Here is a 14556-nt window from a genome sequence, read left to right as displayed (position 1 = left end):
GAGCTGCCGACGGGTGTGTGATGGGTTCAGGTCGCTGAAGGTTCGTCGGCGACGAGATCCAGAAGCTGGTCGGGGGTGAGAGCGGCAAGGTCGACGGAGCGGTCTTCGCACACGAGCCGTACCGTTGCCTGCTGCGCGCTGAGCTGTTGGGCGCGTTCGATGAGCTCGCTGGCGCGGCGCCGTTTGCGGATACGGTCGGCGATGTCCGCGACTGCGAGCATGGCCGATGGAATGGACACGAGCAGGGAAGTGACCGCGACGGGATCGACGCCCTTGGTGTCCGGATTGGTCGCAGGTTCCGCTGTCGGAGCTGGTTCGGGTGGGTAGCCCCAGCTCGCGGTCAACGCGGCAATGCTCTTTCCGGCGGCTTCGGTGTCCGCTCCGACGAACTCGATGATCATGATTTCTCGTTTCCGTCGTCGGTGGCTTTCAGTAGCTCGTCTAGCTGGTCAACAACATCCGACATATCGATTTTGGCGGCAGCGGCTCGGCTCGTCTGAAAGATCTGTCGGGCCTGCCCGTGTTCACCCGCGGCCAGTAGAAGTTGCCCCAAGGTAGCCCCGACGACCGCGATGCCATCCGGCCGTTGAAGCTTCAGAAGGAGCTGAAACGAGGTGACCAGCCTCGGCACCGCCGCGTTGAGATCCCGGCGACTCAGTTCGATTCGCGCAAGGTCCCAGTTGGCTGCCGCTATGCCGTCCATATCGCCGAGCTGCTCATTGACTTCCAAGCGCTTGAGCTGCAGTTCGAGGGCTTCGTCGACCTTGCCCCGCTGCTCGACGATGTTGGCGATCTGGCCCCAGGTGATCGCGACCGAGCGGGTGTCGCCGATCCGCTCGTACGCTGGCAGTTCGACCTCGCGGCGGATCCGCAGCGCCTCGTCGACCTCGCCCCGCCGCTGGAAGATGTCGGCGATCTTTCCCCAGGCGATCGCGGCTTCGCGGGTGTCGCCGATCCGCTCGAACGCGGGCAGGGTGACCTCGCGGCGGATCCGCAGCGCCTCGTCGACCTCGCCCCGCTGCTCGAAGATGTCGGCGATCTGGCCCCAGGTGACCGCGATCGAGCGGGTGTCACCGATCCGCTCGAATGCCGGCAGGGTGACCTCGCGGCGGATCCGCAGCGCCTCGCCGACCTCGCCCCGCTGCTCGAAGATGTTGGCGATCTGGCCCCAGGTGTTCGCGATCGAGTGGGTGTCGCCGATCCGCTCGAATGCCGGCAGGGTGACCTCGCGGCGGATCCGCAGCGCCTCGTCGACCTCGCCCCGCCGCTGGAAGATGTTGGCGATCTGGCCCCAGGTGATCGCGACCGAGCGGGTGTCGCCGATCCGCTCGTACGCTGGCAGTTCGACCTCGCGGCGGATCCGCAGCGCCTCGTCGACCTCGCCCCGCCGCTGGAAGATGTCGGCGATCTTTCCCAAGGTGACCGCGGCCTCGCGGGTGTCGCCGATCCGCTCGAACGCGGGCAGGGTGACCTCGTGGCGGATCCGCAAGGCCTCGTCGACCTCGCCTCGCTGCTGGAGGATGTCGGCGATTTTTCCCCAGGTGACCGCGGCCGAGCGGGTGTCACCGGCGTCGGTGAACAGTTGGCGGGCCTGGTGGAGCAGGTCCTCGGCTTGGTCGACCTCGCCACGGGTGATCAGGCGGTTGGCGTGATCGTAGAGGACTGTGGCGTGGTCGGCCGGGTTGGTCTGCCCGTTGCTGGTCTGGGTCTGCTGGATGGCACGGTGGAGCAGGGTGTCGGCGTGGTCGCCGTCGCCGCTGGTGACGGCCGCGTCGGCGACAGTCCGTAGCAGGGTGACGGGAACCTCGTGGTTGTGGCGGTCCAGGAGGGTGATCGCGTGGTGGCCGAGCTCGGCGGCGGTGGAGGCTGGGCCTTGCCGCAGGGCTGACACTGCCTTGGCGGCGCAGTCGGCGGTGATGGTCGGGTTGTCGGCGGCCAGGGCCAGTTGGGTCAGTTGCAGGTCCAGGTCGCTGCCGCGGGCGGTCCGGGGTGTGGCACCGCCCCACTGTGCGTACAGCGGTTCGGCGGCCAGCGTGGCGAGGGCGGCCCGCTCGTCGGGGTTGAGGGGGGCCAGGCGTCCGGCCGTGAGGGCGTTGACGGCCAAGGCCGGGATGTCGGGGCGGTACTGGTCGGGAAAGGCGTCGAGGAGCCCGAGGCCGCACAGGCGGGACGCCGATCCGCCGACAGCGGTGGCAAGGACGTCGATGACGGGGTGCGGGACCGGGACGGTGAACAAGGTGCAGGCCCGCAACAGGTCGCGGTGGGCGGGTCCGGCCTGGGCGAGGAGGGCGTCGAGAGCCAGGTTCTTCAGGAACTCGCCGATGTCGGAGTTGTCGGCTGGGAGGTCACCCTGGTGAAGGTAGGCCTCCATGTCGGCGACGGCGGTCTCGGCGCGGGCCTGGTCGACCTGGTCGCTGTAGACCAGGCGCAGCCCGATGAGGTCCTGCAGCCCGGGGTTGCCGCAACTGACGTCGAGAGCCCGCTGGGCCAGCTGGGCGCGCTGGGTCGGGTACCCGGCCGGGGCGAGGGCCTGCTGACGACGTTGGAGCTTGAGCTGGGCCGCCGGCGACAGCGGCTGCAACTGGACAGGTTCCAGCCGGGCCTCCAACCCGTCGAGAGTGAACGTGTAGCGGCTGGTCACCAGGAGTCGGCTGTCGGTTCTGGCCGGGTCGAACGCGGAGAGCACGTCGGCGAGCACGGTGGCGTGCTCGGGATCGAGCCGGTGCGGGCCGTCAGGGTTGGCGGTCAGGATCTGTTCGAGATCGTCGATGATCAGCAGGAGGGGTTTGCGAACGTCGTCGAGTTCCTGGGCGGCAGGTCCGGCCAGCAGATCGATCAGTAGTGGCTTGAGACGGTCCGGGTGTTGGCGGACCTCGGCGCGCCTCGCTTCGATGAGGGTGCGGGCATCGGAGTTGGTGGCGACAGCGTCGGCGATGGCGTCGAGGATCGCCGTCGGGGTGTAGTCGCCGAACACGACCGCGACGGCTCGGTTGGGGTGACGGTCGGCGATGCGGGCGGCCAGGCTCGACTTGCCCAACCGTCCCTGCCCGTGGAGCAGGACCCCGGCCTTCTGCCCGCCGCGCAGGGCCCGCAGCGTGTGCTGCATTTCCGGGCGGCGGCCGACGAACATTTCCGCGACCGCGACCGGCAGTTGGTGTTTGCGGTCCAGGAACGTCTTGGTCACATGGTGCGGAGGCACCATCTGACGTTTGCGGATCCCCGCGACCAGCGGGCCACCACCGGCCGGCCCCAGCCACAGCCGCGCCAGGTGCCAGTCGGCGCGCTGGCGTTCATCGGGACAGGCCAGCAGATGGCGGCGGGCGTCCGCGACGGCCTCGGCCACCTCGACACGGCGGCTGAGCTGCTGGTACAGGCGTTCGGCGAAACGAGTGCCGGCCTGGTCGCTGACCGAGCCGTCCCAGCCGATGACCGCGGGAATCCCGGCGGCCACCAGCCCGGTGGCCATCGAGTGGGCCACCGGCAGGCCGGGCTCGGCTGAGGGACCGCCGCGGTGGCCGGCGCCGGCGGGAACGTGCCCGGCCACGTCGGCACCGGTGGCGGTCAGGCAGGCCGACACGAACGCCAGCCGTGGCCGAGGAGTCAACAGGCGCACCAGCGCGTCCGCGCTCGTCGGACGCCCGTCCCCGAGATCATCTTCCATCAGCAGGACAGGGGTGGCGGGCCCGTCAGGCCCCGGGCGCCAGTTGTGCAGCCCGTGACACGACAGATGAACCACCGGCATCCCGCCGAGCTCGGACAGGCGTAGGCCAAGACGCTCGGGATTGCCGGAGTCCTCTACGACGAGATCAACGCTCGTCTCCCCAACGGCGTTGAGGATGGCCATCTCCTCGGCTTCGAAGTCCAGCTCGTGCTGGCCCCGGGGCGCCGAGGCCATGAACGCCACCCCGAGTCGGTACCCGTCCAGGGCCTGCGCCCCGCTCGGGTGACCGAGCCGACGCGCCACGGCGAACAGCTTCGACTCCTCGGCGGCCAGAAACCCGCCCTCGGGAGCGGCCAGCAGCTCGTACGGGGCCCGCAGTAACGCCCACGCAGCTGCAGACGGCCTGGCCGGCGCTCGGACCTCGAACACCAGCGGCCCTGACGCCTCATCGAGCAGGCGCGTCAACTGACCGAGGTCGCCGTCGAGCCACCGATACAACTCGCGTCCCACTGCTAGCAGCGCCCGGTCCTTGGAGCCGTTACGCACGGCATCCACATACTGACCGGCGACGGCATTGAGTAGCTCGATGTCAGCGGTCTGCAACATCCGGCGGGGACCGACCCGTTGGTCATCAACGACCAGCTCAAACCCATTGGCGTCCACAGCCAGACCGGTAACCATACGTCATACTACCGTCGCTGAAAGCGACCTCTCCAGGGTTTGCGTATGGCGGCTCAGTCTTCCCATTGGAGAAGGGGCCCGGCACCGAACGCCGGTTCCGGGCCCCTCGGTTGCTTGTCGCGTTACGCGGCCGGCTCGCCGCCGAAGCGTTCCTTGTACGTCTCCAGGTCCTCTTCCGTGAGCTTGGCGAAGAGGACCGGGGGGACGGTGAAGGGGGTGCCGACCGGGACGGCGGTGAGGGACTTCGCCTCGGTCGGGCTGATCCAGGTGGCCGTGTCGTCGTTGAGGGTGAAGGCCTGGCGCATGGCGGCCGAGGAGGCGGGGATGAAGGGTTCCGAGACCACCGAGTAGAGGTGGATCAGGTTCATCGCCGTGCGGAGGGTCAGGGCCGCGGCTTCCGGGTCGGTCTTGATCTCCAGCCAGGGGGCCTTCTCCTCCAGGTAGGAGTTGCCCGCGGACCACAGGGCGCGCAGGGCGGCCGCGGCCTTGCGGAACTGGAGGGCTTCCATCTGGTTCTCGTACTCGGCCAGGAGCTCGGCGATCTGCTCGCCCAGCTTCGTCTCCGCCTCGCCGGGCTCGCCGCCCGCGGGGACCTCCTCGCCGAAGCGCTTCTTGGAGAAGGACAGGACGCGGTTGACGAAGTTGCCGAGGGTGTCGGCGAGGTCCTTGTTCACCGTCGCGGTGAAGTGCTCCCAGGTGAAGGACGAGTCGTCGGACTCGGGAGCGTTGGCGATCAGGAAGTAGCGCCAGTAGTCGGCCGGGAGGATGTCCAGGGCCTGGTCCGTGAAGACGCCGCGCTTCTGGGACGTGGAGAACTTGCCGCCGTAGTACGTCAGCCAGTTGAAGGCCTTGACGTAGTCGACCTTCTTCCAGGGCTCGCGGACGCCGAGCTCCGTCGCCGGGAACATCACGGTGTGGAAGGGGACGTTGTCCTTCGCCATGAACTCCGTGTAGCGGACGTCGGCGTCGACGTCGTACCACCACGACTTCCAGTCCCGGTTCTCCGGGTCCAGGTCCGACCACTCCTTCGTCGCGCCGATGTACTCGATCGGGGCGTCGAACCAGACGTAGAAGACCTTGCCCTCGGCCGCCAGCTCCGGCCACGTGTCCGCCGGGACCGGTACGCCCCAGTCCAGGTCACGGGTGATCGCGCGGTCGTGCAGGCCCTCGGTCAGCCACTTGCGGGCGATGGAGGAGGCCAGCTGCGGCCACTCGGCCTCGTGGCGGGAGACCCACTCCTCGACCTCGTGCTGGAGCTTGGACTGGAGGAGGAAGAGGTGCTTGGTCTCGCGGACCTCCAGGTCCGTGGAGCCGGAGATCGCCGAGCGCGGGTTGATCAGGTCGGTGGGGTCCAGGACGCGGGTGCAGTTCTCGCACTGGTCGCCGCGGGCCTTGTCGTAGCCGCAGTGGGGGCAGGTGCCCTCGACGTAGCGGTCCGGGAGGAAGCGGCCGTCGGTGGGGGAGTACACCTGGCGGATCGCCCGCTCCTCGATGAAGCCGTTCTCGTTGAGGCGGCGTGCGAAGTGCTGGGTGATCTCGACGTTCTGCTCGCTGGAGCTGCGGCCGAAGTAGTCGAAGGCCAGCGCGAAGCCGTCGTAGACCGCCTTCTGGGCGTCGTGCGCCTGCGCGCAGAACTCGGCGACGCTCAGCCCCGCCTCCTTCGCGGCCAGCTCCGCCGGGGTGCCGTGCTCGTCGGTGGCGCAGATGTAGAGGACCTCGTGGCCGCGCTGGCGGAGGTACCGGGAGTACACGTCCGCCGGGAGCATGGACCCCACCATGTTGCCCAGGTGCTTGATCCCGTTGATGTAGGGAAGGGCGCTGGTGATGAGGTGTCGAGCCATCGGGGGCTGCTCCCAGGTCGGATTTCGTGACGCTTTACGAACCAAGAAATCGTAGCCGACATGGGTGGGCCGCCCGCTTTCCGTCCTGAGGGGTGGAAGGACTCCGCAGACAGGTCTCCGGGCAGCGAATACGGACTGGCCGAAAAGGAGCCACCGCAGCCGAGGCCCTCTTCTCCGGAAGGGGGAGCATCTGCACCCTGTCACCCACCACCGGAGAGTGGAGGGGGCGGGGCAGTGGGCCTGGGCACAAACTTCGAGCGGGTGGACGAGGGCGCCGATGACCTTGATCACGACAGCTCACCAGGATCTTCGGCAGGTCTGACGGCACCGAGGCAGCGTCGCTTCACACTGCGCAAGGAACCCGTCATGCCGCTTCCGGGAGGCGGGACGGCAGTACCCGGAGGCGGGGCCACGGAGACCGCGGCACCGGCTGTCGGCACACAGCACGCCGACCTCTCCGACGCGACGCACTGGCTCTGCGCGGCGGCCTACCTGCGTGACGACCACGTCGAGACGATGGCGCGGCTGGCCACCACGTACGCGGTCATCGTCCCGAGGTTCGCCTGGATATTCCTCACCCGCCGGGACCAGCGCAAGCGGAGCGAGGCACTGCGGGCTGCCACCGAACGTCTTCGTCCCTCGGACGTCCAGTGGCCAGTGCCGCTCGGCCACGCGTACGTTCGCTGGGTGCGCCGCCGCATCAGCCGTGGACACCCCGTACCGCCCCACGGCTTCCACCTCACACCCGTCCTCCAGAGCGCGGCGAGCTCCGAGAAACTCACCATCCTGCGCAGAGTCCTGCTGCTCGGCGTGCTCGCGGCGGCCGTGGTCACGGGTGTGACCGCCGGGTTCGGCCCGGTCCTGCCGGTGCTGTTCGGTGGCGCCTGGGCAGCCTGCTACGCCGACCGTCTCCTCGCCTACGTCGGCTTCCGTCGCGCCCACTGGGCCGAGCGACGCGGGCCGCACGACCTGCGCTGGTGGATAGGTCCCTGGCGACGCCGGATGCTGCGCCGCGACCCGCGTGAGAGAGACGGCCTGGTGGTGCCGTACACGCTGCGGCTGCGGGACAACGGCGTGGGTCTGCACCACCTGGTGGGGGCGGGTGACGTGTGGTTCGAGCAGGCCATAGGGATCGACGTCACCTCGGCCGCTGAGAAAGAGGCCTTGAAGGACGAGACGGAAGAGGAGAAGCTCGTACGCCAGACCTTTCAGAGCGTCGACGAGATCCTGGGCGGTACCGCAGGTCGGGGCGTCGTCGCGTTCACCCCCGACGAACTGCATCGCCATGTGGCCGGCGAGATGCGCCGCCTCATCGACCACCGGCCTGCCCACCACCCGGAGAACAGGCTCGACGTCTTCGACGTGGCTGCGGTCTCGGCGGAACGCTGGGACGACATCACCGGCGCCGAATGGGCCTCCCTGATCGCCCTCGCCCGGCTCGGTACCGGCGCGGAAGGGGCCAATTCCGCCACGAAGGAAGCCCGCCGGCTGCTGTGCACGCGCATCGTCTCCTGGGACGGTGAACTCGTTGCCGCGCTGTACGTCAGCTTCGCGTACGAGCACCATTTTCTGCGCATCACCATCCGAGCGCAGGTCATCAATCCGATACACCCGACTCTGCGCACCGGGGTGAAGGCTGCCGAGCGTGGTGGGGCGGGCTGGCATGTACGTACAGCCCTCAACGCGCTGCTGGACGTCTTCGCACTGCTCAATCGGCTGCGCGCACCCCTGCGCCCGGCCCGAGCGCCAATGGACCCCGGACGCGGGCCCGTGAGTCTGCGCGAGGTCTACTCCTCGCGCTTCATGGACGACATGCTCCAGTTCGACGACGCACGCAGGCACGTGGACTGGATGCAGCGTGGTGTCTTCCGTGCCGCACTGGGCTTCCTCAAAGAGCACCACGTCGACATCAGTGCGTTCCTGCAACAGGCCACGTACATCCTGCAGAACAGCGGTGTCGTCAATTCCGGGGTCATGGGCGACGTCCAGAACCAGCCCGGTGCCCAGAACTCGACCGCGACCATGGAAAAGACGGCCCCTTCCGGAGGAGGCGACTCGTGACGATCTTCAATCGGCGTGACGCACAGGACGGTGAGTCATCGGGGGGCTCCAACAGCGGTGTCTACAACACCGGCGCCATGGGAGACGTTCAGAACCTGGCACATTCGACCGGTTCTGTCGCGCACCATGTGAGCATCCCCGCGGGGTCGGCGACAACCGTCGCCGAGTGGTCCCGGATCCTCGATGAACTCGACGCCGTCCTGACCCGCGGGGGACAGGGCATCGCCGATCCCGACACCTGTCGGCTTCTGCTACGTCTGATCCGCAACCAGCGCATCACCGACGACGGAGAGCGTCGCGCGGCGGGATCGATGCTCGACCAGCTCAGGCAGCTGTGTGCGGACGTGGAGCCGGTGACCTCCCTGATCGCCTCGGCGTTGGCCTTGCTGGGCCTGGCGGCGGGCTGACGGAAACGGAACGGGGCCCGGCAGTGCCGGGCCCCGTCGGTGTTTTCCACCTGTGCGTGCTACGGGCGCCAGTCGATCAGTACGCCGTCGTAGAGCTCCGCGTCCGTGAGTTCCTTGGGGGTCGGGCCGGCGTGGAAGAAGGCCGTGGTGTCGGTCTTCAGTTTGCGGAGGTAGTCGAAGGCCTTGTTCTCGTGCTCGCCGAACGCGACGAAGGAGAAGAAGACGCTGGGGTGGGTCTTCGCGGCGTCGGTGAGGGCCTGGGTGGCGGGGGTCTTCGCGTCGGGGGCGCCGTCGGTCTGGAAGATGACGAGGGCGGGGGTCTTCGCGTCGGGGGTGGTCTTGTCGTAATGGGCGAGTACGGCTTCCACGGCGGCGTGGTAGCTGGTACGGCCCATGCGGCCGAGGCCGGCGTGGGCCTCGTCGATCGCGTCCTTCGGGGAGGCGGGGGTGAGGTCGGTGGTGCCGTCGACCTCGGTGGAGAAGAAGACGACGTGGACGGAGGGGGTGTCCGCGTCCGGGGTGAGGTGGGTGGCGAGGGCGAGCGTCTGGTCGGCGAGGGCCTGGGCGGAGCCGTCCTTGTAGTACGGGCGCATGCTCGCGGAGCGGTCCAGGACGAGGTAGGTCCTGGCGCGGGCGGTGGTGAGGCCGGCCTTGGCGAGGGCGAGGGCGGCGGCGTCGTGGTCGACCGTCGCCACGGCTTCGCCTTCGGCGTCGGTGTTCCCACCCGCACCACCCGTGCTGCTTTCGTCGTCGACCGCGGGTGGCCCCTGCGGGGCGGACTCGCCGTCGGCGGCCGCGGCGATCGGTTCGGGGGTGACCGGTTCGGGGGCGATCGGTTCGGGGGTGGCGGGCTCGTCGACGGCCGGCTGCGGCGCGGACTCTGCCGCCGGTTCGGGGTCGACCTCGGCGGCAGCCACCGCGACCGGCTCGGGCTCCGTCTCTACGGCGGGCTCCGCGGTCTCGGCTTTTACGGCAGCGTCGGCCTCGGCCGCTACGGCGGGCTCCGGGGCGGGCTCGTCCGTGACAGGCGCCTCGACGGAGGGTGCCTCAGCTGCGGCCGGCTCTTCGACGGCGGGTGCCTCTTCCGCGGCCGGGGCCTCGGCGGGGGCTTCCTCGGCGGCGGGTTCCGGCTGGGTCTCCGGCTGGGTCTCCGCGACCGGCTCAGGTGCGGTTTCCACGACCGGCTCGGTCTCGACCGCCGCGACCGGCTCCGGTTCGGCCACCGCGACCGGCTCCTCGGTCGCCGGCTCCTCCTCCGTGACGGGTTCGGCCGCCGTCCCGTCCACGGCGGTCTCCTCGACCACCGGCGCGGACTCCTCGACCGGCTCCGCGACCACCGGCGCGGACTGCTCCACCGGCGCGGACGCCTCGACCGGCTCCTCGGCGACCGGCGTAGCCTCCTCGGCGGTCACCGGCGCGGTCTCCGCGGAGCCCGCCGCAGGCTCCCGCCCCTCCACCGGCCCGGCCGGCTTCGGAACCGTCACGTTGTCGAACGCGGCCGATACCAGATCGTGCTCCTCCTGCGTCGACAGGGACGTCGACGAAGACGGACGCTGCTCGGGGACCTGGGCCGAGGCCGGGGTCGGGGTCGAGGGTTCGGGCGACGGGGAGGGCACCGTCGGCTTTGTCCCTTCCGCACCCTCTGCCTCGGCGCTACGCCCCTTGCGTGACCGGCCGAACGCGTTCCGCAGGAGAGTGAGAATGCCCATGTGCGCAACCCTTCGCGTGAGTTGATGCCCGTAAATCCCTGGCCAGGACGGACACGTAAGGTTAGCGGCCCGGGATGGTGATCTTGGGGAGGGGCGGACACAGGACCCTGCCTCCGTCAAGACCGCCAACCGGCCACAGTCCGGCCCCCATCCTCTCCCGGCCCCCCAACTCCCTTACCGCTACCTCGGATTCACCGGCAGTTCACCGAGAGTCCCCGCTGTCGCACAAACGGGCTCCTAGCGTCCGTGACGCGGATTCAAGGGGATTCCATGGGGAAGCAAGGGGAACACAAAATGCGCAAACTGCTGCCGATCATCAGAACGTCGTCATCCGAGCCGACTGACGCGCACCCGGGCGGCCGCTCCGCCCTGACCTGCCTGTACCGGTGTGGCAACGCCTGCTTCCACGAGGCGCCCAACACCAGCGCCAACGAGTACGTCGGCGACGTCATCGCCGGTGCCGTCAGCCGGCGGTCGATCATGCAGGCCGCCGCCGTCGTGACAGTCACCGCCGCGGCCGGTGCCGCCGTCGTCGGAAACGCGCCGCGGGCCGCCGCCGCCACCGACGCGACCGCCGCCTCGTACAAGCCCGGCAGCGGCAAGGCCGCCCGCGGCCTCCGCTTCACCCCGGTCGCGCCCAACACCGCCGACCAGGTCACCGTCCCGGACGGCTACGCCCAGAACGTCGTCGTGCGCTGGGGCGAGCCCATCCTGCGCGGCGCGCCCGCCTTCGACCCGGAGAAGCAGACCGCCGCCGCCCAGGCCGGTCAGTTCGGGTACAACAACGACTACCTGACCCTGCTCCCGCTGGGCCACGGCAAGCAGCTCCTCGTCGCCAACCACGAGTACACCGACGAGGTGCTCATGTTCCGCGGCTACGACGCCGCCAACCCCACCCGCGAGCAGGTCGAGATCGCCTGGGCCGCGCACGGCCTGTCCGCGGTCGTCGTCGAGGAGAGCCGCAAGACCGGCAAGCTCACCGTCGTACCCCGGCACCCCCTCAACCGTCGCGTCACGGCCACGACGGAATTCCGGCTCACCGGGCCCGCCGCCGGCTCCGACCTCCTGAAGACCTCCGCCGACCCCACCGGCACCAAGGTCCTCGGCACGCTCAACAACTGCTCGGGCGGAACGACCCCCTGGGGCACGAGCCTGCACGGCGAGGAGAACTTCAACCAGTACTTCGCCAACAGCAGCCGGGCCACCGACAAGCGGTACGGCATCGGGACGGGTGCCACCGAGCGCAAGTGGGAGCGTTTCGACAAGCGGTTCGATGTCGCCCAGGAGCCCAACGAGGTCCACCGCTTCGGATACGTCGTCGAGTTCGACCCGTACGACCCCACCTCGACCCCCCGCAAGCACACCGCCCTTGGCCGCTTCAAGCACGAGGGCGCCACCATCCGGCTCACCGACGACGGCCGCCCCGTCGTCTACTCCGGTGACGACGAGCGCTTCGACTACTTCTACAAGTTCGTCAGCAGCAAGCGCATGAAGAGGGGCACGGGTCGCGCCGTCCGCGAGCACAATCTCTCGCTGCTCGACGAGGGCACGCTCTACGTCGCCAAGCTCACCGGCGACTCCCCCGCCATCGAGATCGACGGCACCGGCAAGCTGCCCTCCGACGGCGAGTTCGACGGCAGCGGCGAGTGGATACCGCTGGCCACCGCGACCGCCAAGGGCGCCGTCTCGCACGTCGAGGGCATGACCGCCGACGAGGTCTTCGTCTTCACCCGTCTCGCCGGTGACAAGGTCGGCGCGACCAAGATGGACCGGCCCGAGGACATCGAGCCGAACCCGCACACCGGCAAGGTGTACGTCGCCCTCACCAACAACACCAACCGCGGTGTCGGCAGCAACGCCCCGGCCGACGAGGCCAACCCGCGCAACGCCAACAAGCACGGCCAGATCCTGGAGCTGACCGAGCGCTGGAACCGGCCCGAGAGCACGAAGTTCGCCTGGCTGCTGTTCCTCGTCGCCGGTGACCCGAACGACCCGGCCACCTACTTCGCCGGGTTCCCCAAGGACCGCGTCAGCCCCATCTCCTGCCCGGACAACGTCGCCTTCGACCCGCACGGCAACCTGTGGATCTCCACCGACGGCGCCCAGCTCGGCTACCACGACGGCCTCTTCGGCGTCGCGACCAAGGGCGACCGGCGCGGTGAGCTCAAGCAGTTCCTCACCATGCCGATCGGCGCCGAGACCTGCGGCCCGATCGTCCAGGACCGCCGTGTCCTGGTCGCCGTCCAGCACCCGGGCGAGATCAGCGGGGCGACGGTGGAGAACCCGGCGAGCGTCTGGCCCGACGGACCGGGCAAGATCGTCCGCCCGGCGGTCGTGGCGGTGTGGCGCAAGGACGGCGACGACATCGGCGTCTGAGCTCCCTTGAAGAAGGACGCTCAGTGAGTGGCTGGAATCGTCTGTTCCAGCCACTCCCGGTACGCCGGCGCCTGCCGCGCCGCCTCCCAGTACGCCTCCTCCAGCGCGGGGCGCACCCCGTCCAGGTCCGTCTCCGTGCGGGCCGCGAGCAGCAGCCGTACGCCGAGCGGGTCGCCCCGCAGCCGGCGTACGGCCATCTCGGGGCGGGGCAGACAGGACGGCTGGCAGACGGTGACGACCTCGCCGGTGGCGACCAGGGCGGCGGCCGTGTGGTAATCGCCGTGCAGGACACGGGGGTTGAGTCCGGCGGCCCGGAACATCCGGTGCACGGCGTCCCATTCGCCGTCGACGGTGGGGTCGATCATCCAGCGGTCCTGGGCCAGGTCGGCGAGGTCGACGACGGGTTTGGCGGTGGCCGGATGGTCGGCGGGCAGGGACACGAACTGCGGCTCCCGTTCCACGAGCACGCGCAGCCGCAGGCCCTCCGGTATCCGCAGGGGGCACCCCTCCACCTCGTGCACGAAGGCGACGTCGAGCTGCCCGTCGGCGACCATGCGCAGCAGGGCGTTGGGCGAGACGTCCATGTGGAGGGTGGGCTCCTGGCCGCGTGCCCTGAGTCTTCGCAGCCAGCCCGACAGGGCTCTGCTGGCGGTGGACCCGACCCGCAGCTGCGGCCCGCCCATGGCCGCGGCTCGCGCCTCGGTGACCAGGGAGCGCATCTCGGCCACCAGCGGCCGGGCGCGGCTCAGCACCAGCCGTCCGAGCGGGGTGGGCCGGCATCCGGTCCGTTCCCGCCGGAACAGCGCCCCGCCCAGCTCCTGTTCGATACGTCTGAGCTGTGTGCTCAACGAGGGCTGTGCGACACCCAGTTGACGGGCGGCCCGGTGCAGGCTGCCGGTGTCGGCTATGGCGCACAGCGCGCGAAGGTGCCTCACCTCGAGCTCCATGCCCTGGAAGACTAAGGCGGGCTCACAGCTTCCACCAGACACACAAATCGCCGTCTACGCAGGCGAATCGGGGCCCTGATAGCCCGGCCCTATCCCCGATTGCCATCATCACAGCGGCCGCACGGCCCCTGAGACTCACATCGACGACTCACCCCCCACCAAGGAGTCATCGATGCGCAAGCCCGTCATGGCGGCGGCACTGAGCCTCAGTCTCGCGACGCTCGGCCTGAGTACGGCAGTTCCCGCGACTGCGGCGACCGTCGGCTACACCTCGACCACGAACGTGGACGCCACCGACGCCTTCTTCCAGGCGGTCCTGAAGTCGGTGGCGGAGAAACGCGCCGCGAACCCGACGAGCACGGCGGCCGTGACGGTCGTCTACGACGCCTCCCGGGCCCCCACGTTCAGCGCGCAGATAGCCTCCAGCACCCAGATATGGAACAGCGCGGTCTCCAACGTGAAGCTCCAGTCCGGCTCGGCCGCCTCCGCCGACTTCTCCTACCGTGAGGGCAACGACTCCAGAGGCTCCTACGCCTCCACGGACGGCCACGGCAGCGGCTACATCTTCCTCGACTACCGGCAGAACCAGCAGTACAACTCCACCCGGGTGACGGCCCACGAGACCGGCCACGTCCTCGGCCTCCCGGACCACTACTCGGGCCCGTGCAGCGAGCTGATGTCCGGCGGCGGCCCCGGCACGTCCTGCACCAACGCCCAGCCGAACGCGGCCGAGCGCTCCCGGGTGAACCAGCTCTGGGCGAACGGCCTCGCCGCGGCCATGGACAAGGCCCTCCAGAAGAACCGACCCGGGAAGAACTGACCCCACAAGAACCGACCCCACCCCCCACCGGTGCGGCCGCCCTCCTGCACAGG

Annotated in this window: 9 protein-coding genes; 4 read left to right on the top strand and 5 right to left on the bottom strand. The window is 69.6% G+C overall.

The features are described 5' to 3' along the window. Window positions 1–26 precede the first annotated feature (26 nt). From ACFY0U_RS11065 to metG, 3 genes are all read right to left on the bottom strand, one after another. On the bottom strand, window positions 27–401 hold the full coding sequence (locus ACFY0U_RS11065; RefSeq protein WP_388633469.1) for a hypothetical protein: 375 nt from the start codon (window positions 399–401) through the stop codon (window positions 27–29). After that, on the bottom strand, window positions 398–4342 hold the full coding sequence (locus ACFY0U_RS11060) for a CHAT domain-containing protein (RefSeq protein ID WP_388633467.1): 3945 nt from the start codon (window positions 4340–4342) through the stop codon (window positions 398–400). Before ACFY0U_RS11060 ends, ACFY0U_RS11065 begins: the two co-directional genes overlap by 4 nt. Before the next feature lie 122 nt (window positions 4343–4464). After that, window positions 4465–6183, bottom strand: coding sequence for a methionine--tRNA ligase (gene metG / locus ACFY0U_RS11055; RefSeq protein WP_388633464.1), 1719 nt, complete (start codon window positions 6181–6183; stop codon window positions 4465–4467). A gap of 366 nt (window positions 6184–6549) precedes the next feature. Here metG and ACFY0U_RS11050 point away from each other — a divergent pair, with 366 nt between their 5' ends. Continuing rightward, window positions 6550–8244, top strand: a complete 1695-nt coding sequence (locus ACFY0U_RS11050) for a hypothetical protein (protein WP_388633461.1) — start codon at window positions 6550–6552, stop codon at window positions 8242–8244. Then, complete coding sequence (locus ACFY0U_RS11045) at window positions 8241–8651, top strand: hypothetical protein (protein ID WP_388633458.1); 411 nt, start codon at window positions 8241–8243, stop codon at window positions 8649–8651. The genes ACFY0U_RS11050 and ACFY0U_RS11045 overlap by 4 nt, the downstream gene beginning before the upstream one ends. A gap of 59 nt (window positions 8652–8710) precedes the next feature. Here the strand turns inward: ACFY0U_RS11045 and ACFY0U_RS11040 are convergent, their stop codons facing one another. Further along, window positions 8711–10360 (bottom strand): VWA domain-containing protein, encoded by a 1650-nt coding sequence (locus tag ACFY0U_RS11040; RefSeq protein WP_388633455.1) that lies wholly within the window; start codon window positions 10358–10360, stop codon window positions 8711–8713. Between the two features lie 294 nt (window positions 10361–10654). Here ACFY0U_RS11040 and ACFY0U_RS11035 point away from each other — a divergent pair, with 294 nt between their 5' ends. After that, window positions 10655–12736 carry a PhoX family protein gene (locus ACFY0U_RS11035; protein ID WP_388633452.1) on the top strand — a complete coding sequence of 694 codons (2082 nt, stop codon included), beginning with the start codon at window positions 10655–10657 and terminating at the stop codon, window positions 12734–12736. 20 nt (window positions 12737–12756) lie between these two features. Here ACFY0U_RS11035 and ACFY0U_RS11030 read toward each other — a convergent pair whose 3' ends face one another. Continuing rightward, the gene (locus tag ACFY0U_RS11030) at window positions 12757–13683 is read right to left on the bottom strand and encodes a LysR family transcriptional regulator (protein ID WP_388633449.1); all 927 of its coding nucleotides are present in this window, start codon (window positions 13681–13683) and stop codon (window positions 12757–12759) included. A gap of 172 nt (window positions 13684–13855) precedes the next feature. Between ACFY0U_RS11030 and snpA the strand changes: the two genes are divergently transcribed. Next, complete coding sequence (snpA, locus tag ACFY0U_RS11025; protein WP_388633446.1) at window positions 13856–14503, top strand: snapalysin; 648 nt, start codon at window positions 13856–13858, stop codon at window positions 14501–14503. Window positions 14504–14556: the final 53 nt, after the last annotated feature.

The sequence above is a fragment of the Streptomyces sp. NPDC001536 genome, from assembly GCF_042894505.1.
Classification (GTDB): domain Bacteria; phylum Actinomycetota; class Actinomycetes; order Streptomycetales; family Streptomycetaceae; genus Streptomyces.
The sequence above is the reverse complement of the archived record's forward strand: the minus strand, read 5'-3'. Positions and strand labels throughout refer to the sequence as shown.